Source organism: Aestuariivirga sp., assembly GCF_047600585.1.
In the GTDB taxonomy this organism is placed as follows: Bacteria; Pseudomonadota; Alphaproteobacteria; order Rhizobiales; family Aestuariivirgaceae; genus Aestuariivirga.
The window spans coordinates 3,366,917-3,391,833 of the sequence record NZ_JASGKP010000001.1; the positions used below are offsets into that span (position 1 = coordinate 3,366,917).

28 protein-coding genes are annotated in these 24,917 nt (G+C 65.4%); 17 read left to right on the forward strand and 11 right to left on the reverse strand.

The features are described from left to right. Positions 1 to 52 precede the first annotated feature (52 nt). From QM801_RS16580 to QM801_RS16605, 6 genes are read left to right on the forward strand one after another with little or no spacing between them, the layout of a single operon-like run. Positions 53 to 1,066 carry an ABC transporter permease subunit gene (locus tag QM801_RS16580; RefSeq protein WP_415020313.1) on the forward strand — a complete coding sequence of 338 codons (1,014 nt, stop codon included), beginning with the start codon at positions 53 to 55 and terminating at the stop codon, positions 1,064 to 1,066. Continuing rightward, positions 1,056 to 1,964 (forward strand): ABC transporter permease subunit, encoded by a 909-nt coding sequence (locus QM801_RS16585; protein WP_415020314.1) that lies wholly within the window; start codon positions 1,056 to 1,058, stop codon positions 1,962 to 1,964. Before QM801_RS16580 ends, QM801_RS16585 begins: the two co-directional genes overlap by 11 nt. A gap of 4 nt (positions 1,965 to 1,968) precedes the next feature. Next, complete coding sequence (locus QM801_RS16590; protein ID WP_415020315.1) at positions 1,969 to 2,934, forward strand: ABC transporter ATP-binding protein; 966 nt, start codon at positions 1,969 to 1,971, stop codon at positions 2,932 to 2,934. Continuing rightward, positions 2,931 to 3,887: a dipeptide ABC transporter ATP-binding protein gene (locus QM801_RS16595; RefSeq protein WP_415020316.1), complete on the forward strand. Its 957-nt coding sequence runs from the start codon at positions 2,931 to 2,933 to the stop codon at positions 3,885 to 3,887. The genes QM801_RS16590 and QM801_RS16595 overlap by 4 nt, the downstream gene beginning before the upstream one ends. A 43-nt stretch (positions 3,888 to 3,930) precedes the next feature. Continuing rightward, positions 3,931 to 4,737 carry a 4-hydroxy-tetrahydrodipicolinate reductase gene (gene dapB, locus QM801_RS16600; RefSeq protein WP_415020317.1) on the forward strand — a complete coding sequence of 269 codons (807 nt, stop codon included), beginning with the start codon at positions 3,931 to 3,933 and terminating at the stop codon, positions 4,735 to 4,737. A gap of 11 nt (positions 4,738 to 4,748) precedes the next feature. Further along, the gene (locus tag QM801_RS16605; protein ID WP_415020318.1) at positions 4,749 to 5,369 is read left to right on the forward strand and encodes a 2,3-bisphosphoglycerate-dependent phosphoglycerate mutase; all 621 of its coding nucleotides are present in this window, start codon (positions 4,749 to 4,751) and stop codon (positions 5,367 to 5,369) included. Here the strand turns inward: QM801_RS16605 and QM801_RS16610 are convergent, their stop codons facing one another. Together QM801_RS16610 and QM801_RS16615 are read right to left on the reverse strand one after the other, a co-directional pair. Then, positions 5,370 to 6,236, reverse strand: coding sequence for a methylated-DNA--[protein]-cysteine S-methyltransferase (locus tag QM801_RS16610; RefSeq protein WP_415020319.1), 867 nt, complete (start codon positions 6,234 to 6,236; stop codon positions 5,370 to 5,372). 65 nt (positions 6,237 to 6,301) lie between these two features. Then, positions 6,302 to 6,760, reverse strand: coding sequence for a DUF2244 domain-containing protein (locus QM801_RS16615; protein WP_415020320.1), 459 nt, complete (start codon positions 6,758 to 6,760; stop codon positions 6,302 to 6,304). Positions 6,761 to 6,809: 49 nt separating this feature from the next. Here QM801_RS16615 and nth point away from each other — a divergent pair, with 49 nt between their 5' ends. After that, positions 6,810 to 7,508, forward strand: coding sequence for an endonuclease III (gene nth / locus QM801_RS16620; RefSeq protein WP_415020321.1), 699 nt, complete (start codon positions 6,810 to 6,812; stop codon positions 7,506 to 7,508). On the opposite strand, the gene QM801_RS16625 is transcribed toward nth, so the two are convergent. Beyond that, positions 7,480 to 8,142: a sulfate transporter family protein gene (locus QM801_RS16625; RefSeq protein ID WP_415020322.1), complete on the reverse strand. Its 663-nt coding sequence runs from the start codon at positions 8,140 to 8,142 to the stop codon at positions 7,480 to 7,482. The two genes, nth and QM801_RS16625, sit on opposite strands and share 29 nt — an antisense overlap. A 60-nt stretch (positions 8,143 to 8,202) precedes the next feature. On the opposite strand from QM801_RS16625, the gene QM801_RS16630 reads away from it, so the two are divergent. Continuing rightward, entirely contained in the window at positions 8,203 to 9,198 is a 996-nt protein-coding gene (locus QM801_RS16630) for an adenosine kinase (RefSeq protein ID WP_415020323.1), read from the forward strand. 9 nt (positions 9,199 to 9,207) lie between these two features. On the opposite strand, the gene QM801_RS16635 is transcribed toward QM801_RS16630, so the two are convergent. The 7 genes from QM801_RS16635 to QM801_RS16665 form a co-directional block, all read right to left on the reverse strand. Then, positions 9,208 to 10,158 (reverse strand): hemolysin family protein, encoded by a 951-nt coding sequence (locus QM801_RS16635; RefSeq protein ID WP_415020324.1) that lies wholly within the window; start codon positions 10,156 to 10,158, stop codon positions 9,208 to 9,210. After that, positions 10,155 to 10,619 carry an rRNA maturation RNase YbeY gene (gene ybeY / locus QM801_RS16640; protein WP_415020325.1) on the reverse strand — a complete coding sequence of 155 codons (465 nt, stop codon included), beginning with the start codon at positions 10,617 to 10,619 and terminating at the stop codon, positions 10,155 to 10,157. The genes QM801_RS16635 and ybeY overlap by 4 nt, the downstream gene beginning before the upstream one ends. Continuing rightward, positions 10,616 to 11,668, reverse strand: coding sequence for a PhoH family protein (locus QM801_RS16645; protein WP_415020326.1), 1,053 nt, complete (start codon positions 11,666 to 11,668; stop codon positions 10,616 to 10,618). The genes ybeY and QM801_RS16645 overlap by 4 nt, the downstream gene beginning before the upstream one ends. Positions 11,669 to 11,704: 36 nt before the next feature. Beyond that, positions 11,705 to 13,099 carry a tRNA (N6-isopentenyl adenosine(37)-C2)-methylthiotransferase MiaB gene (miaB, locus tag QM801_RS16650; protein WP_415020327.1) on the reverse strand — a complete coding sequence of 465 codons (1,395 nt, stop codon included), beginning with the start codon at positions 13,097 to 13,099 and terminating at the stop codon, positions 11,705 to 11,707. Between the two features lie 21 nt (positions 13,100 to 13,120). Beyond that, positions 13,121 to 13,885, reverse strand: coding sequence for a lysophospholipid acyltransferase family protein (locus QM801_RS16655; protein ID WP_415020328.1), 765 nt, complete (start codon positions 13,883 to 13,885; stop codon positions 13,121 to 13,123). 24 nt (positions 13,886 to 13,909) lie between these two features. Beyond that, entirely contained in the window at positions 13,910 to 15,007 is a 1,098-nt protein-coding gene (tsaB, locus tag QM801_RS16660; protein WP_415020329.1) for a tRNA (adenosine(37)-N6)-threonylcarbamoyltransferase complex dimerization subunit type 1 TsaB, read from the reverse strand. Between the two features lie 230 nt (positions 15,008 to 15,237). Further along, a complete protein-coding gene (locus QM801_RS16665; protein WP_415020330.1) occupies positions 15,238 to 16,521 on the reverse strand; it encodes an ROK family transcriptional regulator in 1,284 nt (427 codons plus the stop codon). A gap of 236 nt (positions 16,522 to 16,757) precedes the next feature. Here QM801_RS16665 and QM801_RS16670 point away from each other — a divergent pair, with 236 nt between their 5' ends. From QM801_RS16670 to QM801_RS16685, 4 genes are all read left to right on the forward strand, one after another. After that, entirely contained in the window at positions 16,758 to 17,786 is a 1,029-nt protein-coding gene (locus QM801_RS16670; RefSeq protein ID WP_415020944.1) for a sugar ABC transporter substrate-binding protein, read from the forward strand. A 226-nt stretch (positions 17,787 to 18,012) separates the two neighbouring features. Further along, positions 18,013 to 19,071 (forward strand): ABC transporter permease, encoded by a 1,059-nt coding sequence (locus QM801_RS16675; RefSeq protein ID WP_415020331.1) that lies wholly within the window; start codon positions 18,013 to 18,015, stop codon positions 19,069 to 19,071. Between the two features lie 4 nt (positions 19,072 to 19,075). Then, complete coding sequence (locus tag QM801_RS16680) at positions 19,076 to 19,894, forward strand: ATP-binding cassette domain-containing protein (RefSeq protein WP_415020332.1); 819 nt, start codon at positions 19,076 to 19,078, stop codon at positions 19,892 to 19,894. Positions 19,895 to 19,901: 7 nt separating this feature from the next. Next, entirely contained in the window at positions 19,902 to 20,522 is a 621-nt protein-coding gene (locus QM801_RS16685; RefSeq protein WP_415020333.1) for a nucleoside triphosphate hydrolase, read from the forward strand. Positions 20,523 to 20,531: 9 nt separating this feature from the next. Here QM801_RS16685 and QM801_RS16690 read toward each other — a convergent pair whose 3' ends face one another. After that, positions 20,532 to 21,002, reverse strand: coding sequence for a pyridoxamine 5'-phosphate oxidase family protein (locus QM801_RS16690; RefSeq protein WP_415020334.1), 471 nt, complete (start codon positions 21,000 to 21,002; stop codon positions 20,532 to 20,534). Positions 21,003 to 21,107: 105 nt separating this feature from the next. Here QM801_RS16690 and QM801_RS16695 point away from each other — a divergent pair, with 105 nt between their 5' ends. From QM801_RS16695 to QM801_RS16715, 5 genes are all read left to right on the forward strand, one after another. Beyond that, positions 21,108 to 21,806 carry a response regulator transcription factor gene (locus tag QM801_RS16695; RefSeq protein WP_415020945.1) on the forward strand — a complete coding sequence of 233 codons (699 nt, stop codon included), beginning with the start codon at positions 21,108 to 21,110 and terminating at the stop codon, positions 21,804 to 21,806. 30 nt (positions 21,807 to 21,836) lie between these two features. Further along, positions 21,837 to 23,645 (forward strand): stimulus-sensing domain-containing protein, encoded by a 1,809-nt coding sequence (locus QM801_RS16700; RefSeq protein WP_415020335.1) that lies wholly within the window; start codon positions 21,837 to 21,839, stop codon positions 23,643 to 23,645. Further along, positions 23,642 to 24,154, forward strand: coding sequence for an HPr kinase/phosphorylase (locus QM801_RS16705; protein WP_415020336.1), 513 nt, complete (start codon positions 23,642 to 23,644; stop codon positions 24,152 to 24,154). The genes QM801_RS16700 and QM801_RS16705 overlap by 4 nt, the downstream gene beginning before the upstream one ends. A 63-nt stretch (positions 24,155 to 24,217) precedes the next feature. Beyond that, complete coding sequence (locus tag QM801_RS16710; protein ID WP_415020946.1) at positions 24,218 to 24,616, forward strand: PTS sugar transporter subunit IIA; 399 nt, start codon at positions 24,218 to 24,220, stop codon at positions 24,614 to 24,616. 28 nt (positions 24,617 to 24,644) lie between these two features. Further along, positions 24,645 to 24,917, forward strand: a complete 273-nt coding sequence (locus tag QM801_RS16715; protein ID WP_415020337.1) for an HPr family phosphocarrier protein — start codon at positions 24,645 to 24,647, stop codon at positions 24,915 to 24,917.

Here is a 24,917-nt window from a genome sequence, read left to right on the forward strand (position 1 = left end):
GTGAACGGGGCGGATCCTTCGCGGGGTCCGCCCCTTCCTCTTCCGAGACCCGATGTTCCGCTTCCTCCTCAAGCGCCTCGCGCTCACCATCCCGACCTTTCTGGCCCTGATGTTCATCACCTTCGTGATGATCCGTCTGGTGCCGGGTGATCCCGTGGAAGCACGCCGCGGCGAACGCGGCATCACGCCCGAACGCCATGCCGAGCTGCTGCACGAGATGGGACTGGACCAGCCCATCTGGAAGCAGTTCGCCGATTATGCCGGCGGCATCCTGAAGGGCGACTTCGGCACCTCGATCGTCTCCAAGACGCCGGTGCTGCATGAATTCGTGACCCTCTTTCCGGCGACCCTCGAGCTCACCATCTGCGCCATGCTCTTCGCCTCGCTGATCGGCATTCCGGCGGGCGTCTTTGCCGCTGCGCGACGCGGCGGCATCTATGACCAGACCCTGATGGGCGTTGCGCTGACCGGCTATTCCATGCCGATCTTCTGGTGGGGCCTCATTCTCATTTTGGTGATGTCGAACACGCTGGGCCTGACACCCGTCTCGGGCCGCGTCGACCTCATCAAGTACTATTACCAGCCGGTCACCGGCTTTGCCCTCATCGATTCACTTCTCTCCGGCCAGAAGGGCGCCTTCTGGGATGCGGTGCATCACCTGATCCTGCCCTCGATCGTGCTCGGCACCGTGCCGCTCGCCGTCATCGCCCGCATGACGCGCTCCTCCATGCTGGAAGTGCTGGAGGAAGACTATGTGCGCACCGCCCGCGCCAAGGGTCTTTCCGCCCGCCGCGTCATCGGCCTTCATGCGCTCCGCAATGCGCTGATCCCGGTCATCACCTCGATCGGCCTGCAGGTGGGCACGCTGCTTGCGGGCGCGGTTCTGACCGAGACTATCTTCTCCTGGCCGGGCGTCGGCAAGTGGCTGATCGAATCGATCGGTCGCCGCGACTATCCCGCCCTGCAGGGCGGCATCATGCTGATCGCCGCCTGCGTCATCATCGTCAATCTCGGCGTGGACCTGCTCTACGGCCTCATCAACCCGCGGATCCGCCATGGCAAGTGAAGCCCTGATCACGACAACCACCACGCAGGCGAAACCGCCGGGGCCGTTCCGCGCCTTCTGGTCGGCCTTCAGCGAAAACCGCGGCGCCGTCATCGGCCTCATGGTGGTGACGCTCGTCGTTGTCCTCGCCGTCCTGGCGCCGCTGCTGGCGCCGCATGATCCGGTCGAGCAGTTCAAGGGCGCCACCAAGCTTCCGCCCTTCTGGAAGGACGGCGCCGACCGGCGCTTCTGGCTCGGCACCGATGCGGTGGGCCGCGACATGCTCTCGCGCCTCATGTACGGAGCGCGCATCTCGCTCTTCATCGGCCTCTCGGTCATGGTCGTGTCGATGGCGGTGGGCGTGAGCCTCGGGCTTGCCGCCGCCTGGTTCGGCGGCCTCGTTGACGTGATCATCATCCGCATCATGGACCTGATCATGGCGATCCCGTCGCTGGTGCTGGCGATCCTCATCATCGCCATCATCGGCCCGAGCCTCACCAACACCATCGTCGCCGTCACCATCGTCTACCTGCCGCGCTATGTGAGGCTGGTGCGCGCCTCCGCACTCGCCGAACTCACCCGCGATTACGTGACCGCCGCCAAGGTGGCCGGCGTCGGTCCCTTCCGCCTGATGACGGTCACCGTGCTTCCCAACTGCCTCGCGCCCCTCATCGTGCAGGCCGCACTTGGCGTCTCGGACGCCATCCTCGAAGCGGCGGGCCTCGGCTTCCTCGGTCTCGGCGCCCAGCCGCCCACGCCCGAATGGGGCGCCATGCTGGCCGACACCCGTGACCTCATGCTCTCGCATCCCTGGGTCATGGCCTTCCCCGGCCTCTGCATCCTCGTGACCGTGATGGCGATCAACCTGATGGGTGACGGCCTCCGCGATGCGCTTGATCCCCGCCTGAGGAAGAGCTGACGCCATGGCCCTTCTCGACATCCAGAATCTCGTCGTCGAATTCCGCACCTCCTCCGGCTGGTTCCGGGCGGTGGATGGCGTCTCGCTCACCGTCGATGCGGGCCGCATCCACGCCATCGTGGGCGAGTCCGGCTCCGGCAAGTCGGTCGCCATGCTCGCCGTCATGGGTCTTCTGCCGAAGACGGCCCGCGTCACTGCCGACCGGATCACCTTCGACGGCCACGACTTCCTGACCATCAGCGACGAGGCCCGCCGCAAGATCATCGGCAAGGACATGACGATGATCTTCCAGGAGCCGATGACCAGCCTCAACCCCTGCTTCACGGTGGGCTTCCAGCTGGGCGAGGCGCTGCAGACCCACCTCGGCATGGGCAAGGCCGAGCGCCGCGACCGCTCGATCGAACTTCTCCGCGCTGTCGGCATCCCGGCACCGGAGTCTCGCCTTGATGCCTTCCCGCACCAGTTCTCGGGCGGCATGGCGCAGCGCGTGATGATCGCCATGGCGCTCGCCTGCAAGCCCAAGCTCATCATCGCCGACGAACCGACGACGGCGCTCGACGTGACCATCCAGGCGCAGATCCTCGATCTCCTCATCAGCCTGCAGAAGGACACCGGCACCACCCTGATCCTGATCACCCACTCCATGGGCGTGGTGGCGGAGACGGCAGAGAGCGTGAGCGTCCACTATGCCGGCCAGAAGGTGGAGGAGCAGCCTGTGGCCGGACTCTTCACCGCGCCGCGCCACCCCTACACCGCCGCCCTCCTCGCCTCGCTGCCCGAGCGCGCCAAGGGCCGCCGCCTGCCCTCGATCGCGGGCACCGTGCCGGGGCAGTTCGACCGGCCGCCGGGCTGTCTCTTCGCGCCCCGCTGTTCGCTTGCCCAGGACGTGTGCAAGACGCCGCCGCCCCTCAAGGACGGCGTGCTCTGCTTCTTCCCGCTTGCCGCCCCCCGCAAGGCAGGTGCCGCATGAGCACGGTTCTCGTCGCCCGCGACCTTCGCCGCCACTACGCCGTGAGCAAGGGCATGTTCGCCGAGCCTGCCACGCTGAAGGCGCTGGACGGTGCGAGCTTCACGCTGGCCCGTGGCAAGACGCTGGCCGTCGTCGGTGAATCCGGCTGCGGCAAGTCCACCCTCGCCCGCCTTCTCACCATGATCGAGGAGCCGACGTCGGGCTCCTTCCGCATCGGCGAAACCGAGGTGGTGGGCGCCAAGCCCGAGGTGAAGAAGTCGCTCCGCCCGAAGGTGCAGATCGTCTTCCAGAACCCCTACGGCTCGCTCAATCCGCGCCAGAAGATCGGCCATGCGCTGGAAGAGCCGCTTCTGGTGAACGGCCGCTATTCGTCCGCCGAACGCACCGCGCGGGCCCGCGAGATGATGAGCCTCGTCGGCCTCCGCCCCGAGCACTACGATCGCTACCCCCATATGTTCTCCGGCGGCCAGCGCCAGCGCATCGCCATTGCCCGCGCCCTCATGCTGGAACCGGAGATCCTCATCCTCGACGAGCCGGTCTCGGCGCTTGACCTCTCGATCCAGGCGCAGGTGCTGAACCTGCTCGCCGACCTGCAGGAGCGGCTGCACCTCGCCTATGTTTTCATCAGCCACGATCTCTCGGTCGTCCGCCACATCGCCGATGATGTTGTCGTGATGTATCTCGGCAAGGTGGTGGAGCAGGGCCCGCGCGACCAGATCTTCCGCAATCCCAAGCATCCCTATACCCAGGCCCTGCTCTCGGCCACACCCATCGCCGACCCCGGCCGCAAGAAGGAGCGGATCGTGCTCAAGGGCGAATTGCCCTCGCCGCTCAATCCGCCCTCGGGCTGCCCCTTCCGCACCCGCTGCCAATACGCCATGGAAATGTGCTCCAAGCGGATGCCCGCCCTGGAACAGAAGGGCGGCCAGCTTGTTGCCTGCCACGTGGTCTGAGGAAGCTGTTTCCTCCCGCGCCGAATTTCGCTAAGCGGGCGGCATGACACTGAAACTTGCCATCGCCGGAGCCGCAGGCCGCATGGGCCGCGAACTTGCTCGCCTCGTTCACGCCACGGACGGCTGCACGCTGGCGGGCGGCCTTGAAGCCAAGGGTTCGCCCCAGGTGGGTGCCGACTATGGCGAACTGATCGGCGCAGGAAAGCTCGGCATTGCGATCAGCGACGATCCTGCGGCTGTGCTGGCAGGTGTTGACGGCATCATCGATTTCACCATTCCCAAGGCCACGCTCTCGCTCGTGGCCCTCACCGCCGCACAGAAGAAGATCCATGTGATCGGCACCACCGGCATCGATGCGGCGGGCGACGACCTCATCCGTGCTGCCGCGGCGAAGACCACCATCGTCAAGACCGGCAACTTCTCGCTCGGCGTCAATCTGCTCGCTGCCCTCGTGAAGAAGGCCGCCGCGACGCTGGGCGAGGACTTCGACATCGAAGTGCTGGAGATGCATCACCGCATGAAGATCGATGCGCCTTCGGGCACGGCACTGCTGCTCGGCAAGGCCGCCGCCGATGGCCGCGAGATTTCCTTGAAGGACCGCTCGGTGCGGGTCCGCGACGGGCATACGGGGGCGCGCAATGCCGGCGACATCGGCTTTGCCACCTTGCGCGGCGGCAGCGTGGTCGGTGACCACACCGTGATCTTCGCCGGCAATGGCGAACGGCTGGAACTGCGCCACGTGGCAGAGAGCCGCGAACTCTTTGCGCGGGGCGCCGTCAAGGCGGCACTCTGGGCCGGCGGCAAGCCCCCCGGGCTTTATTCCATGATGGATGTTTTGGGTTTGAACTGAGGATACCGACAATGAGTGGAACACTGGTGCTCGTCCGTCACGGCCAGAGCGAATGGAACCTGAAGAACCTCTTCACCGGCTGGAAGGATGTGCCGCTGACCGAAAAGGGTGTGGGCGAGGCCCGCGCCGCCGGGCAGCGCCTGAAGGCCAAGGGCCTGAAGTTCGACATCTGCTTCACGAGCGCCCTTAGCCGCGCCCAGAACACCCTCGCCCTCATTCTGGAAGAGCTGGGCCAAAAGGGCCTGCCGGAAACCCGCGACCAGGCGCTGAACGAGCGCCACTACGGCGATCTCACCGGCCTCAACAAGGATGATGCCCGCAAGAAGTGGGGCGAGGAGCAGGTGCACATCTGGCGCCGTTCCTTCGACGTGCCGCCGCCTGGCGGCGAAAGCCTGAAGGACACGCTGGCCCGTTCGCTGCCCTACTACGTCCACACGATCCAGCCCCATGTGCTGGACGGGAAGACGGTGCTGGTCGCTGCCCACGGCAACTCGCTGCGCTCGCTGATCATGGCGATCGAGGGTCTGACGCCCGAGGAGATCCTCAAGCGCGAACTCGAGACGGGTGTTCCGGTGGTCTACAAGCTCAAGGCCAATTCGCTGCCGGCCTCGGTCGAGATCCTGCACGTCTGATCAGGCGCGGGCCCCGGCAAGCTGGCCCGCTTCCCAGCCGAGGATGGCGCGCTTCCGCGTCAGCCCCCAGTGATAGCCCGTGAGGTCGCCCGACTTTCCGAGCACGCGGTGGCACGGCACCACGAAGGAGATGGGATTGCGCCCGACCGCAGCGCCCACGGCACGGGCCGCCTTGGGGGAGCCCACGGCCGAAGCGATGTCGCCATAAGTGGTGGCCTTGCCGGTGGGGATCTTCAGTAGCGTCTCCCACACCCGGATCTCGAAGTCCGTTCCGATCATGGTGACGCGCAGGGGTTGCCCGTCGCGCCATTTTTCGGGCGCGAAGATGCGCGCGGCATAGGGCGCGGTCAGGGCAGAATCCTCCGTATACTGAGCATTGGGCCAGCGGCCGGTCATGTCGGCGAGCGCCTTCCGCTCCTCGCCGGGATCGGCGAAGCCCAGGCCGCAGAGGCCGAAGGGCGTGACCATCACGAGCGCCATGCCGAAGGGCGAAGGGTGAAAGCCATAGTAAATGGTGAGGCCAGCCCCCTTCTCCTTGTAGGCGCCAGGCGGCATGCCCTCGTGGGTGACGAAGAGGTCGTGCAGCCGCCCCGGCCCCGAGAGGCCCACATCAAGGGCGGTGTCGAGAATGCTGGCCCGCTCCTTCAGCATGCTGCGGGCATTATCGAGCGTGATCGCCTGCAGGAAGGCCTTGGGCGAGAGGCCCGCCCAGCGGGTGAAGAGGCGCTGCAGCATTTCGGGCGACATCTTCGCCCGCGCCGCCAGCACCTCGAGCGAGGGCTGGTCGCGCCAGTTTTCGGTGAGATAGGCGAGCACGTCGCGCACCCGGCCATAATCGTCTAGCTGTGAGGAGTGTTCGTGTGTCATGTCGGCGAACCTATGCCCGCCATGGGCCCGCCGCCACCCGAAAACCGACGCGCGGGACGGATGGGTCAGATGGCGCGGCGCAGCGCCTGGGCGAGGCTGAGGCGCTCCTCGGCGCCGAGGAAGCTCGCGATCTCGTGGGACTGGCCATGGGAACGGAGGAAGAGCCGGCCGATCAGTTCGCGTTCGGCGTCCTGTTCCAACTCCACCTTCAGCCAGCGGCGGTTGAACTGCACGTCGCTGTGGCCCGCGGGAGTCATCCGCCTCAAGGTGATGGCGTCACCCTCGGCAATGATCCGCTCCGCCTTCTCGCTGTCGGCGAAGTTGCGCTTGAAGGCCCACCACATGATCAGCACGTCGAGGCCCGCGAAGCCCACGACCGGCCAGGCGCCGATGGCGAAGAAGACCACGCCCCAGACGAGGTTCAGGGCCGCGATCAGGATCATCACGGCGATGAAGCCCTGGCGGGTGAGCGAGCGGTGCGGGGTGAGCGTGATGCTCCAATTGGCGGGATCGGTGTTGCTCATGAGGATTGAATACGCAAAACTCCTGCGGCAGACCAGTCTCCGAGGCGAAATGACGAAACCCGCAAAAAAGCTGCCCAAAAACAAGGCTCCGAAGCGCAGCAAGACGCTGCCGCCGGAGCTTGTGGAAGCCATGTTCTCGCGCTTCCGAAGCGCCAATCCTGAACCAAAAGGCGAGCTTCACTCTGTCAATCCCTTCACCTTCCTGGTGGCGGTGGTGCTGTCGGCGCAGGCCACCGACGAGGGCGTGAACCGCGCCACGGGGCCGCTCTTCCAGGTGGCCGACACGCCGGAGAAGATGCTGGCCTTGGGCGAGGAAAAGCTGACGGACTACATCAAGACCATCGGCCTCTTCCGCGGCAAGGCGAAGAACGTGATCGCACTTTCGCGGCAACTGGTGGACCAGCATGGCTCCGAAGTGCCGCACGACCGGGAGGCGCTGCAGGCGCTGCCCGGTGTGGGCCGCAAGACCGCCAACGTGGTGCTGAATGCAGTCTTCGGCGAGCCCACCATCGCGGTTGATACCCACCTCTTCCGCCTCGGCAACCGGCTGGGCCTTGCCCCCGGCAAGACCGTCGACGAGGTGGAACAGAAGCTGCTGAAGCGGGTGCCGCCCGCCTATCTCCGCCATGCCCACCACTGGCTCATCCTGCACGGGCGCTATGTCTGCAAGGCGCGGAAGCCCGAATGCTGGCGCTGTCTCGTGGCCGACCTCTGCCCCTTTACGCCGAAGACACCCGCACCTGCCTGAAGAGATGGACGAAGTAGGAGGTGGCGAAGAGCGGCACCGTCAGGTTGACGATGGGCACGAGCGCCAGCAGCGCCGGCAGCAGGCCTGCGATCAGCACCGTCATGGCGTTCTCGCGGCGAAGGTCGCGGGCGTCTTCCACCGGCATCACCCGCATCGCCGCCATTTCAAAATATTCCCGGCTGATCAGGTAGGCGTTGATCAGAACGAGCGCGATGGCGCCCACGCCGGTGAAGAGCAGCGGCAGGGCAAGCATGTTCACCACCAGCACGAGAAGGCCGAACTGCAGGGCAAGGCGGATCGACTTCAACGTCGGCTGGGGCTGCCCGATGGGCCCTTGCGGATAGTGCTTCCGCTCCACCTTCTCGGCCACCGTGTCGAGGTAGAGGCCAGCGAACATCGCCGTCACCGGTGACATGAGGAAGAAGAAAGCCACCAGCAGTCCGAGCCCGGTGCCGATCGCCAGCGTCGTCTCCAGCCACGGCCAAGGCACGAACTGCAGGAAATAGAAGAGGAGCTGCACCCCCACCAGGATCGAGGCGAAGAGCAGCAGGGAAAGCCCGATCGCCTTCCAGAGCACGGAACGGAAATCGGGCGAGGTGAGGTCGCCCAGGGCCCTGATGGCGGCTTTCAACATGGTCGCACACCTAGTTACTGCATCTTGTTTGTACAAGCCATCCGGGCTAGCGATCCTGCCATGACCGACATCCGCTTCGACGTACTCACCATCGGAAATGCCATCGTGGACGTGATCGCCCGGGTGGAGGACAGCTTCATCGCCCGCGAAAAGCTGGTGAAGGGCTCCATGAACCTGATCGACGAGGCGCGGGCCGAACAGCTCTATGCCGCCATGGGCCCGGCCCGGGAAGTCTCGGGCGGCTCGGCCGGAAACACCGCGGCGGGCGTCGCCTCCTTCGGCGGGCGCGCCGCCTATTTCGGCAAGGTGAAGAAAGACCAGCTGGGCGACATCTACCGCCATGACATGCGGGCCCAGGGCGTGCACTTCGACACCGCGGCGGCAACGGACGGTCCCGCCACCGCCCGCTCCTTCATTCTGGTGACGCCCGATTCCGAGCGCACCATGAACACCTATCTCGGCGCCTGCGTGAACCTCACCGCCGCCGACATCGACGAGGCCACCGTGCAGGCCTCGCGCGTCACCTACATGGAAGGCTATCTCTACGACCGCCCCGAGGCGAAGGACGCCTTCCGCCGCGCCTCGGACATTGCGCGGGCCGCCAAGCGCCTGACCTCGGTCACGCTCTCCGATTCCTTCTGCGTCGAGCGCCACCGCGACGACTTCATGCACCTCATCCGCTCGCGCATCGACATCGTCTTCGCCAACGAGACCGAGATCAAGTCGCTCTACCAGACCCAGAACTTCAACGGCGCCATGGAGGCGATCCGCCGCGATTGCGCCGTCGCCGTGCTCACCCGCTCGGAAAAGGGCAGTGTCATCGTGCGCGGCAATGAAACCGTGGAGGTTCCGGCCCATCGGGTGGCGAAGGTCATCGATGTGACAGGTGCGGGCGATCTCTACGCCGCGGGCTTCCTCTTCGGCTACACCCGCGACATGCCGCTCAAGCGCTGCGCCGAACTGGGCGGCCTTGCCGCAGCGGAAGTGATCTCGCATGTGGGCGCCCGGCCCGAGGTCAACCTCAAGGCCCACGCCGCGGCGGCGGGATTACTTTAACACGCTGAGTTAGGCGCCCGCCTCTTCCGTCTCGGTCTGTGGCTTGAAGAGGATCTTCACCTTCTTCACGCGGCGCGGGTCACTCTGCATGATCTCGAATTCCATGCCGGAGGGATGCTTGATCACCTCGCCCTTGTTGGGCACGCGGCCATGCATCTCGAAGATCAGGCCGCCCAGCGTGTCCGCCTCGTCCTCTTCTTCCGCCGGCAGCAGGTCGACCTTGAACATCTGGTCAAGGGTCGAGATCGAGATGCGCGCATCGGCGATCCAGGTGCTCTCGTCCTGCTTCTCGATCATCGCCACTTCATCGTCATCGTCGTGCTCGTCGGCAATGTCGCCGACGATCGCCTCCACGAGGTCCTCGAAGGTGACGATGCCGTCGCTGCCGCCATACTCGTCGACCACGATCGCCATGTGGATGTGCGAGGTCTTCATCTTCACCAGAAGATCGGGGGCGGGCATGGAAGGTGGAACGTAGAGCACGTCGCGGATGAGCGAGCCGTGCGACTTGATCGTCGTCGCCAGCTCGTCGGCGGGCAGTGAGAGGCCCGGCGTCTTGCCCTTCACCCGCTTGCTCTTGCCCTTGTGGGTGAGCCAGTGGAGGAAGTCCTTCACGTGGATCATGCCGGAGACGTCGTCCAGCGTCTCGCGGTAGATCGGCAGGCGCGAATGGTTGGCGTCGGTGAACTTGTCCAGCAGTTCGCGCATCGTCGCCGTCTCGTCGAGGGCGGTGATGTCGGCGCGCGGCACCATCAGGTCATCGACGCGCAGGTTGGAGAAGCCGAGGAGGTTGCCCAGCATGGAGCGGGCATCTTCCGCCATGGCAGGCCCGCCCGATTGCTCGGCGTGGCTTTCGATGACGGTCTCGAGGCTTTCGCGAAGATCGGCAGTGCGGAGGAACCGGCGGCGCAGCTTCTGCAGGATGCCGGGTTTGGATTCGAATGGTTTTTCGTTGCTCATGGTGTCGTGTATGGGTCGGCAATGCCGAGGCGGGCGAGGATCATGCGTTCCTCGTTTTCCATTTCCTCGGCCTCACCGTCTTCCTCGTGATCATAGCCCAAAAGATGCAGCACGCCATGCACGATCAGATGGCTGGTGTGGTGGGCCAGGCTTTTGCCCTGCTCCGCGGCTTCGCGCGCAACTGTCTGAAAAGCAAGCGCAATATCGCCGAGCGGTGGGTCTTCCCCGGCCGGAACCGGCATTCCGCCTGCCGCCGGGAAGGAGAGAACGTTGGTGGGCTTGTCCTTGCCGCGCCACTGTTTGTTGAGGGCCTGCATCTCGGCGTCCGAGGTGAAGAGCAGCGTCACGGCCCCGTTCACACCCCGGCCAGCTAGGGCGGCGGCGGCGGCCTCCTCCGCAAGACGGGAAAGGCCCGGGAGGGTGTCCCAGGCCTCGTCCTCGATGTCGATGGCAAGGGTCATTTCGAAGGTCGGGCGGGCGGACGCGCCTTCTGTGCTGCCTTGTCGTAGGCGCCGACGATGCGGCCCACGAGCTGGTGGCGCACGATGTCCGCTGCCTTGAACTCCACCTGCTCGATGCCCTTCACGCCCTTCAGAATGTGCAGCGCGTCCGAGAGGCCGGAGGTGGCGTTGTTCGGAAGATCGACCTGGGTGGGGTCGCCCGTCACCACCATGCGGCTGCCTTCGCCCAGGCGGGTGAGGAACATCTTCATCTGCTGCGGTGTGGTGTTCTGTGCTTCGTCGAGAATGATGAAGGCTGACGAGAGCGTGCGGCCGCGCATGAAGGCGAGCGGCGCGATCTCGATCTGGTTTTCGGCAAGGCCCTTGGCGACCAGCGCCTGGGGCATCATGTCGTAGAGCGCGTCATAGAGCGGGCGGAGATAGGGATCGACCTTCTCCTTCATGTCGCCGGGCAGGAAGCCGAGGCGTTCGCCTGCTTCCACGGCGGGGCGCGACAGCACGATGCGGTCGACCTCGCCGTTCATGAGGGCCTCGGCGGCGCAGGCCACCGCGAGATAGGTCTTGCCGGTACCGGCGGGGCCGATGCCGAAGACGAGTTCGTTCTTGCGGATTGCATCGATGTAGGTGCGCTGGGTGGGCGTGCGGGCGATGACGGCCTTGCGGCGGGTGCGCACGGCGCCTTCGGTCACGTCCTTTTCCGATTGGGCGCGGGCCATGCGGATGGCGCCATCCACCTCGCCGCGGGTGATCTCGAGGCCGCGTCCGGCACGGCCGTAGAGCGAGAGCAGCACCGAACGGGCGTTCTCCACATTGGCGGCATCGCCACGGATCGCCACGCGGTTGCCGCGCGGCGTGATCGCCACGCCGAGGCGGTGCTCGATCAGGGCGAGATGCTCGTCGTGCTCGCCGAAGAGCAGTGAGAGCAGCCGGTTGTCCTCAAAGGTCAGCGTGTAGGTCTTGTCGTCGGGCGGATGGCCATGAGAGGGAGACTGAGTCTGATGCGTAGCGGAGTGGCGCGGCGGATGAAGGGCGCTGATCGTCTGGCTCAAAGGTCTCTGTCTCCGTTTCCTCTCAAGATTCTAGAATCACGCGGTCTGGCGAACATATTGGCCTGAAAGGCTGTTGGGGCCAACACCTTCGATTCGGCACTCCACAAGGGCTCCGAAACCGGGTCCGCCCTCCGGGATTTCTATGTGGACGCTCTGCAGATATGGGGAGCGTCCGATCATTTGGCCATCTCGGCGGCCGGGCTTTTCCAGCAAAACAGGGAATGTGCCCCCGACGCAAGACCTGTTGAAGGCCTGCTGCTGGTCAAGAAGCAGGGCCTGCAGGCGGTGCAGGCGGTCGAGCTTGACGTCCTCCGGCAACTGGTCCGGCCGTTCGGCGGCGGGCGTGCCCGGACGGGGTGAATACTTGAAGGAGAAGGCGGAGGCGTAACCGACCGTCCGGACCAGCGCCATCGTCTCCTCGAATTCGGCCTCCGTCTCCCCGGGGAAGCCCACGATGAAATCGCCCGAGATGGCGATGTCGGGGCGGGCGGCCCGGACCTTCGCCAGCAGGTCGAGATACTCTTCGGCGGTATGGCCGCGGTTCATGGCCTTCAGGATGCGGTTGCTGCCGGCCTGCACGGGAAGGTGCAGATAGGGCATGAGCTTCTGGTTTTCGGCGTGGGCAGCAATGAGGTCATCACTCATGTCACGGGGGTGGCTGGTCGTGTACCTGATGCGTTCAATGCCGGGTACAGATGAAAGTTCCGTGACAAGCCGGGCGAGGCTGGCCGTGCCGCCATCTGCTTCGCCGCGATAGGCATTGACGTTCTGGCCGAGCAGCGTCACCTCGCGCACACCCCGGCCTGCAAGCCCGCGGGCTTCCGCCAGCACCTGCGCCATGGGCCGCGAGAATTCCGCGCCGCGGGTATAGGGCACCACGCAAAAGCTGCAGAACTTGTCACAGCCCTCCTGTACGGTGAGGAAGGCTGCAACCGCCGTCCCCGGTGATGCCTTCGCGGTCAGCGCCTTGAACTTCTCCTCCGCCGGGAATTCGGTTTCGACCACGGTGCGGCCCGTCTCGCGGTGGCGCGCCAGATACTCGGGCAGGCGGTGGAAGGTCTGTGGCCCGAAGACGAGATCGACACCCTTCGCACGCTTCGCGATCTCCTCGCCCTCGGCCTGGGCGACGCAGCCGGCAACCGCGATCACCATGTCCCGGCCCGCGCCTTCGCGCTCGCGCTTCATTGCGCGGATCTTGCCCAGTTCGGAATAGACCTTCTCCGCCGCCTTCTCGCGGATGTGGCAGGTGTTGAGGATGACGAGATCAGCCTCCTCGGGGGCTGCTGCCTGGGCATAGCCCTCGCCCGCCAGGATCGCCTCCATGCGGGTCGAGTCATAGACATTCATCTGGCAGCCGTAGGTCCTGATGAAGACCTTCTTCTGCGCCGTTTCCGTCTCTGCCGTGAGGGCGATGGCCGACATGTCGTTCATGGCCGGGGCATAGCGGCTTTTTCAGCGCCCGTGAAGCGCATGGACGAGCCCCGCCCGGACGGTGTTTTCGGCATGGGCGGCGAGCCGTTTCCGGTCCTTGGCATGGGCCAGCGTCTCCGCCCCGTGGAAGATCACCTCCACGTCGAGGGGCCCCTCGGCGAGGGCGTTCCAGAGATGGGGGGCGAGGTCCATGTCGCCATACCAGGCGTAGGCCGCCACCTCCCGCTGCAGGAAGGGCATGCCCCAGCGACGGGTATAGGCGAGCGTCACGGGGATCACCGGGATTTGCGGGTCGTGCACGGCGGCGAAATAGGACGAGCGGAAGGGCAGCACGGCAAGACCCGTGTGCGAGGTGCCTTCCGGAAAGAGCACGATCTTCTCGCCCGCCTTCAGGCGCTCGGAGATTTCGTCACGCTCGCGGCCGGTGGTGTGGCGGCGTTCGCGGTCGACGAAGACGGTGCGCTGCAGGCGGGCGAGCGATCCGAAGAAGGGCCACTTCGCCACCTCCCGCTTGGCGACGAAGCTCACGGGTGCTGCCGCCGAGAGGACGATGATGTCGAGCCACGAGACATGGTTGGAGACGATGAAGGCCGCGCCCGGCGCCGGTCGTTCGCCCTTGATGATGATGTTGATGCCGAGAAGCCGCGCCGCCTGGCGGTGATACCAGTGGGGCAAACGCGCCGCCATCTGGGGCCAGGCCCACAGCAGCAGTTGCTGCACCGGCATCAGCGGCAGGGTGAGAAGCGCGAACCCGATGAGCAGAAGGAGAGGCCGGAGGTGCCTCATGTCACAGTTCTCATGGGTGGGCCTTCATGGCGTGACGGCCATCAGGATGGCGTCGCACGGCTGGCTGGTGCCGCGGGCGTAATAGCCCTTGCGGCGGCCCACTTCGCCGAAGCCCTGGCGGGCATAGAGCGCTTGTGCGGCGGCATTGTCGGCGGCAACCTCGAGATGGAGCCGCGTGATCTTCTGTGCACGGAGCATCTCGCGGAGTGCAGACAGCAGCTTGTCGGCAAGCGCCTTGCGACGGAAGTGCGGTTCAGTACAAATGGTGATGATCTCGGCCTCACCCGCGACCACCCGCACAACGACGAAGGCGCGGATGCCGCCGTCGCGCTCTGCCACCAGCGTCAGCGCACCGAGCGTGGTCATGCTCTGGCGCAGGCTCTCCTCGCTCCAGCCCTTGTCGAAACACATCTGGTGGAGGCGGGTCAGCGCCGGAATGTCCGCTGCGGTCGCCAGCCGGATGGTCTCCGCCACGAAGGCGGCCTGCGGTTTCGCGTCAGGTTCGCGGAGATAGAGCGGTTCGGGGAGGCCCTTTGCGGCCGGAAGATCGGCGGCGAAGGCAACGAATTCCTCTGCACACGGAAGATCATGGCCCTCGATCCGCTTGAAGGCCTGGGGCGCGAGCGCGGTGATGGCGTCGGCCCCGGTGCCCATGATAGAGGCGCCTGCCGGGGCAAGCTCCAGCACCTCCGTGGGCGAAACGAAGCTGAGCGGCCCCGCCAGTGTGCCGTTGCGGAACAGGCCGGCGTAGAATTTGCCGGTCGCACCTGCCTGGTGGACGACGATAAGCTCGCGCACCTTTCCGAGGAAGGGGGCGGCGGTGGCGGTGAGCGTATCGAGGCCGACCACGTCACAGCCCAGCGCCAGTCCCATGCCGTGGGCGAGCGACAGGCCGATGCGCAGGCCGGTGAAAGTGCCGGGGCCGTTTGTGACCGCGATGCGGGCGATGCTGCTCGGCCACACGCCCGCCTCCTGCAGGCAGCGCTGCACCAGGGGCGCAATCGCCTCGGCATGGCCCTTGTCCATGAGCAGCTGGCGGGCTGCGAGCATGCGTCCAGCGCCCGCATCGAAGAGGGCCGCCGAACAGGAGGCAAGGGTGGTGTCGAGGGCGAGGATGATCATGCCGGGCCGGGCTTAAGCCCAGCGAGGCCGGGACTGCAAGCCCACCCACCCTCAACCTCAACCGTCATTCCGGACGCGCGCCTTGATCGAGCGTCAGCGAGATGTCGCGCGCGAGCCGGAATCCAGCTTTGGCGGGTCACAGGTATACAGGAGAAAGCTGGGCCCCCGCCTTCGCGGGGGTGACGGCTATGTTTTCTCTCCATGCCCGGCCATGGAGGGAGGGCGAACACTCACGCACTCTCTTTGAACAGCACGTCCCGGTCGGCCATGAAGTTGGCGAAGAGCGGCAGGCTGGCTGCACCCAGGGCGCGGGCGTCGATGCCGATCGTGCCCTCCTCGATGGCGAAGGGCGTGATGCCGTCCATGTTGAGGAGCTTTGCCTCGGCCCGCGTCGCCTCCACGAGGCGGTGGCGGATCGCGGGCGGCATGGCGCCGTCAATGATGATCGCCGGACAGTCGACCACGCTGGCAATGCTTGCCGTGGCGAAGGCGAGGCCGCGGGCGGCGCCCGCAATCCACGGACCGGTTTGCGCTTCCGCACCCGACCAGTCGTCGCCCCGCCGCCACATCAGGCCGGGCTCGTTGCCGGCATCGAAGAGGGCGCGCTCCAGCTTGTAGAGCGAGGCGGAGTGAATGAGCTGTTCGCTGCCGCCACCCGGCTTCGGCACCGGCAACGAGCCGAAGGCAGCGGCATTGCCGGTCGGGCCCTGATGGAGCTGGCCGTTGATGACGAGACCGCCGCCCGCGAAGTAGCCTACGTAGAGATAGGCGAAGTCGCGGTAGCGGTGGCCGGTGCCGAAGAGCAGTTCGGCGGCGCAGGCCGCAGTCGCATCATTGCAGGGCATGACCGGCCAATCACAGAGCTGCATGATCTCGGCGGTGAGATTGAACTCGCGCCAGGCATCCATCACCTCGTCGGGGGCGCCGATCTCCTTCCCCCAGTTCCACAGCTCGAAGGGTGCGGCGATGCCGAGCCCGGCGATGCGCTTGTGCAGATTGCGCGGCAGGCTGGCGAGGATCTCGTCGAGACCGGCGCGGGCATAGGCGAGAAACTGCATGGGGGTGGGGAAGTGATAGGGAATGTGGACGGCGTGGCGCTTCCTTCCGGCAAGATCGATGAGCACCAGGTCGCCCGAGCGTCGGCCCACCTTGAGGCCGAGCGCAAAGGCCCCGTCCGGATTGAGCGAATAGGGCTGCGAGGGCTGGCCGACACGGCCCCTGACCGACTCTCCCTTCAGCACCAGATGATCCCGCTCCAGCCCGCGCACGATCACCGACACGGTCTGGGCCGAAAGTCCAGTGAGCCGCGCGATCTCCGCCTTCGAGAGATTGCCGTGGGTGCGGATCAGCGAGAGGGCGAGGCGCTCGTGATAGATGCGCACGCCGGTCTGGGTGGTGCCGCGCCGGGTCAGGCCGAAATCGGCGGCAGCCTCCGGCCCCGCCTCGAAGGGGTTCCCCTCCGTTGCGGCCGGCTTGTCGCTGCGAATGTCCCGCTCCGGCTGCATGTCGCCCATGTCCCCAGTCAATCCCGTCAGTCTCCGGTCTCCGGTTTTCTCCGTCTGCTTATGGATTCAGCAGGCCGGGCCGCCTGTCAATAATAAATCATTCTGATTTACTTATTGACAGGAGGTGAAGTTCGATTCCATCATCGTCGGCGGTGCAAGAGGCCGAAGGCCCGTCACGGGTGACTCCGGTCTCTCGCGCACATTGTAGCGTTCGCCCGCAAACTGGCGGGTATTCATGGGAGGATCTGAACGTGAAAGCTCTGTTGAAGACTGCTCTGCTGGGTGCTGGCCTCTTGGCTCTCGCCTCGACTTCGGGCCAGGCCGCCGGCGTCGGCGCCTGCCTCATCACCAAGACCGACACCAACCCCTTCTTCGTCAAGATGAAGGAAGGTGCCACGGCCAAGGCCGCCGAACTCGGCGTTGACCTCAAGGCCTATGCCGGCAAGGACGACGGCGACAACGAAGGCCAGGTGGCCGCGATCGAAACCTGCATCGCCGATGGCGCCAAGGGCATCCTGATCACCCCCTCCGACACCAAGGCCATCGTGCCCTCGATCAAGAAGGCCCGCGACGCCGGCATCCTCGTGATCGCCCTCGACACGCCGCTTGAGCCCATCGACGCCGCTGACCAGACCATGGCCACCGACAACTTCCAGGCCGGCTTCCTGATCGGTGCTTATGCCAAGGCCAAGCTGGGCGATGCCGCCAAGGACGCCAAGATCGGCTTCCTCGACATCAACTCCAAGCAGGTCACCGTGGACGTGCTCCGCGACCAGGGCTTCATGAAGGGCTTCGGCATCGACATCAAGGACCCGAACGTGATCGGCGACGAGGATGATCCGCGCATCGTCGGCCACGACTACACCAACGGCAACCCGGAAGGCGGCCGCAAGGCCATGGAGAACCTCCTCCAGATCAATCCGGACATCAACGTGATCCACACGATCAACGAACCCGCCGCTGCCGGCGCCTATGAGGCCCTCAAGGCCGTGGGCAAGGAAAAGCAGGTCCTGATCATGTCGGTCGACGGCGGCTGCCCGGGCGTGAAGAACGTTGCCGAAGGCATCATCGGCGGCACCTCGCAGCAGTATCCGCTGCTGATGGCCGCCTTGGGCGTGGAAGCGATCAAGAAGTTCGCCGACACCGGCGAAAAGCCGAAGGCCACCGACGGCAAGAACTTCTTCGACACCGGCGTGAAGCTCATCACCGACAACCCGGTCGATGGCGTCGAGTCGATCGACACCAAGAAGGGTCTCGAACTCTGCTGGGGTTGATCCCGCAGCGTTTCCGGACAATGATCACCTGAGACGGAGGGCGGCCTCGATGCCGCCCTTCGAATAATAACGCATCGTGCGAGCAAGTGGAATCACCTTGCGACGCGAAAGATGCGTCAAATTAAATATCTGGCGCAACTTTCCACTCTCAAATCGTTCCGATTTGATCGTCCGTTGCGCCAAGAGTGCGGAAGCACCGGGCACATATCTCTCGGGAGGGGACACCATGGCCACTGCGCAGGAATTCGAGAAGGTTCTCGACAAGAGCGACAAGAACGTCGCGTCATTCGAGGAGCAGGATTCGGCGCTGAAGCGCTTCCAGCATTTCCTCCATTCCAGCCCCGCGGCCGTGCCGCTGATCGTCCTCATCCTCTCGGTGCTCGCCTTCGGCGTGCTGGTGGGCGGCAAGTTCTTCAACGCCTATTCGCTCACCCTCATCGTCCAGCAGATCGCCATCGTCGGCATCGTGGGTGCAGCGCAGACGCTCGTCATCCTCACCGCCGGCATCGATCTCTCGGTGGGCGCCACCATGGTGCTCTCGGCCGTCATCATGGGCCAGTTCACCTTCCGCTACGGCATTCCCGTTCCCATTTCCATTCTCTGCGGGCTTGCCTGCGGCACGCTCTGCGGCTTCATCAACGGCTGGCTTGTGGCGCACATGCGCCTGCCGCCCTTCATCGTTACGCTGGGCACCTGGCAGGTCTACAACTCGATCAAGTACATCTATTCCAAGAACGAGACGATCCGCGGGCAGGACATCGAGGCGCAAGCCCCGCTCCTCCAGTTCTTCGGCGGGCAGATCAAAGTGGGCGGCGCCGTCTTCACGCTGGGCGTGGTCTTCATGGTGCTGCTCGTCATCTTCCTCTGGTACGTGCTCAATTACACCGCCTGGGGACGAAGGCTTTATGCCGTGGGTGACGATCCCGACGCAGCCGATCTCGCCGGCGTTCCGGTGAAGAAGATGCTGGTGATGACCTACACGCTGTCCGGTTTCATCTGCGCCGTGGCCGGCTGGGTGCTGATCGGGCGCATCGGCTCGGTCTCGCCCACCTCGGGCGAATTCGCCAACATCGAATCGATCACCGCCGTGGTGATCGGCGGCATCTCGCTGTTCGGCGGGCGCGGCTCGATCCTCGGCATGATCTTCGGCGCCCTCATCGTGGGCGTGTTCTCGCTGGGTCTGCGCCTCTTCGGCGCCGACGCCCAGTGGACCTACCTCCTCATCGGCGTCCTCATCATCGCCGCCGTGACGGTGGACCAGTGGATCAGAAAGGTTGCGGGGTAAGACCATGGCAAAGTCAGCAGCAGCAAAGGCACCCGCACAGGAACCGGCCCGCGAGCCAATCCTCACCACCCGTGGCCTGGTCAAGCGCTATGGCCGCGTCACCGCCCTCGACAACGCCAACTTCGATCTCTACCCCGGCGAAGTGCTGGGGGTGATCGGCGACAACGGTGCGGGCAAGTCGACCCTGATCAAGGCGATCTGCGGTGCCGTCACGCCCGATGAAGGCGAGATCAGGCTCGAGGGCAAGACGCTCCACTTCCGCACGCCGATGGATGCGCGCCTTGCGGGGATCGAGACCGTCTACCAGAACCTCGCGCTCTCGCCCGCCCTCTCCATCTCCGACAACATGTTCCTCGGCCGCGAACTGCGGAAGCCCGGCGTCCTCGGCTCGCTCTTCCGCATGCTCGACCGCGGCGCCATGGAGAAGGTGGCGCGCCAAAAGCTCACCGAACTCGGCCTCATGACCATTCAAAACATCGGCCAGGCGGTGGAAACCCTGTCGGGCGGCCAGCGCCAGGGCGTGGCGGTGGCGCGTGCCGCTGCCTTCGGCACCAAGGTGCTGATCATGGACGAACCCACTGCGGCGCTCGGCGTCAAGGAATCGCGCCGCGTGCTCGAACTCATCCTCGACGTCAAGAAGCGCGGGCTTCCGATCGTGCTCATCTCGCACAACATGCCGCATGTCTTCGAGGTCTGCGACCGCATCCATATCCACCGCCTCGGCAAGCGGCTCTGCACCATCAATCCGAAGGACTTCAGCATGTCGGATGCGGTGGCGCTGATGACCGGCGCCAAGGCGCCGCCGCCGGAACTTCTGGGCTGACGCTTCGATGAACCTTGCCGACCTGCAGGCCGATATCCTGGTGCGCGCCAAGGGCCATGAGCGCTTCATGGTGGCGATTGCGGGTCCGCCCGCCTCAGGCAAGTCGACCACTGCGCATGACCTGCAGAAGGGTCTGACCGCGGCGGGCGAGAGTGCCGTCGTGGTTCCCATGGACGGCTATCACTTCGACGATGCGGTGCTCAACGCCCGCGGCCACCGCCCGCGCAAGGGTGCGCCCTTCACCTTCGATGCGGCGGGCTTCGAGCATCTTCTCCGCCGCATCCGCGCCCGCGAACCCGACATCGCCATTCCGGTCTTTGACCGCACCATGGAACTGTCGCGGGCCGCAGCCGACATCGTGCGCGGCGACACCCGCTTCATCCTCATCGAGGGCAACTATCTCCTCCTCGATGAAGCGCCGTGGACCAGGCTGAGGCCGCTCTTCGATTTCAGCATCTTCATCGATGTGCCGCATGACGAACTGCGCAAGCGCCTGATCCAGCGCTGGCTTGATCACGGCTTCGACATGGACTACGCGCGGAACTGGATCGCCTCCAACGACGATCTCAACATCGCCCACGTGCTCGCCCACCGGGCCCCTGCCGACCTGGTGGTGCGGCAGGATTGATCGCCTGAGTCAGAGGGCCGCGAGGTCCACGAAGCGCACGTCATAGGCGCGGCCGAAGCCCGCCACGATGTGGGCCTGCTCCGCCGCCAGCCGCCAGAAGGCAAAGTCCCCGAAGCCGGCATAGAGTTCGGCATAGGGGTGACGCGTCAGGAAGGCCTTCGCCGCCTCTTCTTCCTCCGGCTCGGCAAGCTTCTCAAAGCGCCCCGAAAGGGTCACACGCAGGGCGGTTTGCGGGTCGCCGTCCGCCGGGAAGATGTCGTGTAGCATCAGGCTGGCGCGCGGGTCCGCCATCAGGCAGCGGGTGTGCAGCGACAGGTTCGAGATCAGGATGACGGGACGGAGACCACTGTCCACCGCGGTGTTAACCATTGTCACCATGGGACTTCCTGCCCCCGGTTCAAGCACGGCAAGGGCACCGGTTCCCCCTGCCCGCAGCAGGCGCTGGGCTGCCGCCATTCCATCACGTTTCGGCGATTCCATCTAAAAACCTCGCAATTTCAGGCCAGAGCATCTATATCAGGTGCCACATTTTGTTCCACTTTCATACCTATGCGACAGGAGGCTACGAAAGGAATGAACAAGAAGATGCCGACGATTGCCTTGGTCGATGATGACCGCAACATCCTGACCTCCGTGGGAATGACCATGGAGGCCGAGGGCTATGCCGTGCAGAAGTACAACGACGGCGCCGCCGCCCTTCAGGGCCTCATGGACAATCCGCCCGATGTCGCCATCTTCGACATCAAGATGCCGCGCATGGACGGCATGGAACTTCTCCGCCGCATCCGCCAGAAGACCGACCTTCCGGTGATCTTCCTCACCTCCAAGGACGACGAGATCGACGAGCTCTTCGGCCTCAAGATGGGGGCCGACGATTTCATCAAGAAGCCCTTCTCGCAGCGCCTGCTGGTCGAGCGCGTCAAGGCGGTGCTGCGCCGTGCGGGCGCCCGCGATGGTGCGGCTCCCGTGCCGGAAGCCAACAAGGTGATCGAGCGCGGCAAGCTCTCGATGGACCCGGACCGCCACTCCTGCACCTGGGATGGCAAGCCCGTGACCCTCACCGTCACCGAATTCCTCATCCTGCAGTCGCTCGCCCAGCGCCCCGGCATCGTCAAGAGCCGCGATGCGCTGATGGATGCGGCCTATGATGACCAGGTCTATGTGGACGACCGCACCATCGACAGCCACATCAAGCGCCTGCGCAAGAAGTTCAACCAGGTCGACGAAAGCTTCGACGGTATCGAAACGCTGTACGGCGTTGGCTACCGCTTCAAGGAGCAGTAAACCGGCATTGCCGCCCGGGTGGGGCCTGACATGCTGGACAAGCCGAAGGACATCGAAACGGACCGCAGCGACGCGGATGAGGCGCTGGAAAGCGACGCCTTGTCCGAGGCTGCGGTGCGTCCGCCGCTGCTCCGCCGCCTTGCCCCCACCAGCCTCACCGCCCGCATCGCCCTCATCAACATCCTCGGGCTTTTCGTCCTCGCCTTCGGCATTCTCTACTTCAACCAGTTCCGCCAGGGCCTGATCGACGCCAAGGTGCAGAGCCTCACCACCCAGGCGCAGATCATCGCCGGCGCGGTGGCAGGCTCCGCCTCCGCCGACACCGGCAACATCGTCATCACGCCCGATTCCCTCGACGACTTCTCGGAAAACGCCCAGAGCGAAATCAATCCGGTGGAAGGCCTCGACTTTCCCATTGATCCGGAAAAGGCAGGCCCGGTGCTGCGGCGTCTCCTCGCCAACACGAACAACCGCGCCCGAATCATCGATCCCGACGGCAACCTGATCGTCGACAGCCGCTTCCTCATGGGCGGCAGCGATCTGATCGAGTCGGAAGGCCCCGTCAACACCTCGCCGCCCAATGCCGTTGCCCGCTGGTGGAACAGCCTCTTCGACTGGGTCTTCGGCTATGACTATCCCGTTCACGCGGAGTATGGCCTCGACGGCAACAAGGATGCGCCCGAAGTGGCCGCCGCCTTGAATGGCGCTTCGGTGAGCATCGTCCGGCTCAACGAGGACGGCCAGATCATCGTGCTCGTCTCCGTGCCGGTGCAGCGCTTCCGCGCCGTGCTGGGCGCACTCGTGCTCTCCAACCGCGGCGGCGAGATCGACAACGTCGTCTGGGCCGAGCGCCGCATCGTGCTGCTCACCTTCGGCTTCGCGACACTCGTTGCCCTTCTCCTCTCGATCGCGCTGGCTTCCACCATCGCCAAGCCCATCCGCCTGCTCTCGGCCGCGGCCCAGAAGGTGCGCCGCGGCGTCAACACGCGTGTGGAGATTCCCGACTTCACGCGGCGCAGTGACGAGATCGGCCATCTCTCCGGCTCGCTCCGCGACATGACCGGCGCCCTCTACAAACGTATCGATGCCATCGAGGCCTTCGCCGCCGACGTGAGCCACGAACTAAAGAACCCGCTCACCTCGCTCCGCAGTGCGGTCGAAACCCTGAGCTTCGTCAAGACCGACGAACAGCGCCAGCGCCTCGTCGACATCGTCAAGCATGACGTGAAGCGCATGGACCGCCTGATCACCGACATCTCCGATGCCTCGCGGCTTGATGCGGAACTTTCGCGCAGTGAATCGACGCCGGTCGACGTCGCCAAGCTTTTGGGCGCCATCGTCATCCTCGCCAACGAAACGGCGAAGAGTGGCGATGCCGAAGTCGTGCTGGTGGTGCAGCCGCCGGGACCGGGCCTCCGCCAGGACATGGCCTACCGCGTGCTGGGCCAGGACTCGCGCCTCTCGCAGGTCTTCCGCAATCTCATCGACAACGCCCGCTCCTTCACGCTGCCCGGCACCAAGATCTTCGTCCGCATCCGCCGCAGCGGCGGCGACATCGAGGTGCGCGTGGAGGATTCGGGCCCCGGCATCCGCCCGGAGAATCTCGAGCGCGTCTTCGAACGCTTCTACACCGACCGCCCCGAACAGAGCTTCGGCAAGAACTCGGGCCTCGGCCTCGCCATCTCACGGCAGATCGTCGAAGCCCACAAGGGCCGCGTCTGGGCCGAGAACCGCCAGGGCCGCGCCAACGCGGACGGTACGCGCCCGGTGCTCGGCGCCCGCTTCATCGTGCGCATTCCGATGCTGGCGGCGGACTGGGAACCGCCGGCGCGGTCATGACGCCCTTCAACATCCACGCCACCACGGTCGCGATTCGCGATGCGGCGGGCACCGATCACGGCATCCTCATTCGTGGCAGGCCGGGAAGCGGCAAGTCGGAACTGGCGCTCCGCCTCATCGATGCGGCGGGGCTGGGGAGCGGCGATATTCCCCTCCGGGCGCGGCTTGTGGCCGATGACCAGACCCTTCTCACGCCGGAGGGCGGCGGATTGCGCGCCTCGGCGCCTGCCGCACTCGCCGGACTCCTGGAATTGCGGGGGCAAGGAATCCTGACACTTCCGCATCTTGCCTCTGCGCGCGTGGCCCTGATCGTCGACCTGCGCGACAGCCATGACCTCGAGCGCATGCCGGAAGAACGCCTGCTCACGGCCGAAATTGCCGGCATCAGCCTGCCCCGCATGGCCCTGGACCGGGCCCAGCCCGCCGCCCCGGCGATGATCCGGACGGTGCTGACGGCCCGGATCTGGGCACAACCGGGGGCATTGCCCGGAGGGGGGCAAAAGGCGTAAAGAGCGGCACTTTCGCGTAAGTGTTGGACAGACAATGAAACAACTGAAATGGCTGAAGGACGCATGATCGGTCTGGTGCTGGTCACTCACGGGCGTCTCGCCTCGGAGTTCATTCATGCCGTGGAGCATGTCGTGGGCCGGCAGGATCAGATCGAGGCGATCTGCATCGGGCCCGACGACAAGATGGATCTCCGCCGCGCCGACATTGCCGCAGCAGCCCAGCGCGTCGATAGCGGGGACGGCGTCATCATCCTCACCGACATGTTCGGCGGCACGCCCTCCAACCTGGCGATCTCGCTTCTGGAAGAGGGCCGCATCGAAGTGGTGGCGGGCCTCAACCTGCCCATGCTGGTGAAGCTGGCGCGGGTGCGCCGCGACACCAACCTGCACAAGGCGGCGGCGGCCGCCCAGGATGCGGGGCGCAAGTACATCAACATTGCCAGCCAGGTGCTGGGGGACTGACACGGGGAAGCAGGGGCAGGCGGGGCCAATGGCAACACTCCAGCGCGAGATGGCGATCACCAACCAGCGCGGGCTTCACGCCCGGGCCTCGGCCAAGTTCGTGAAATGCGCCGAGGGCTTCAATGCCGAGATCACCGTCTCAAAGGATGGCCAGACCGTGCCCGCCACCTCGATCATGGGATTGATGATGCTGGCGGCGTCGATGGGAACCTCGATCAAGGTGGAAGCCTCGGGCCCCGATGCGGAGGCGGCCATCGCGGCACTCGAGACGCTCGTCAACGCCAAGTTCGACGAGGAGTAA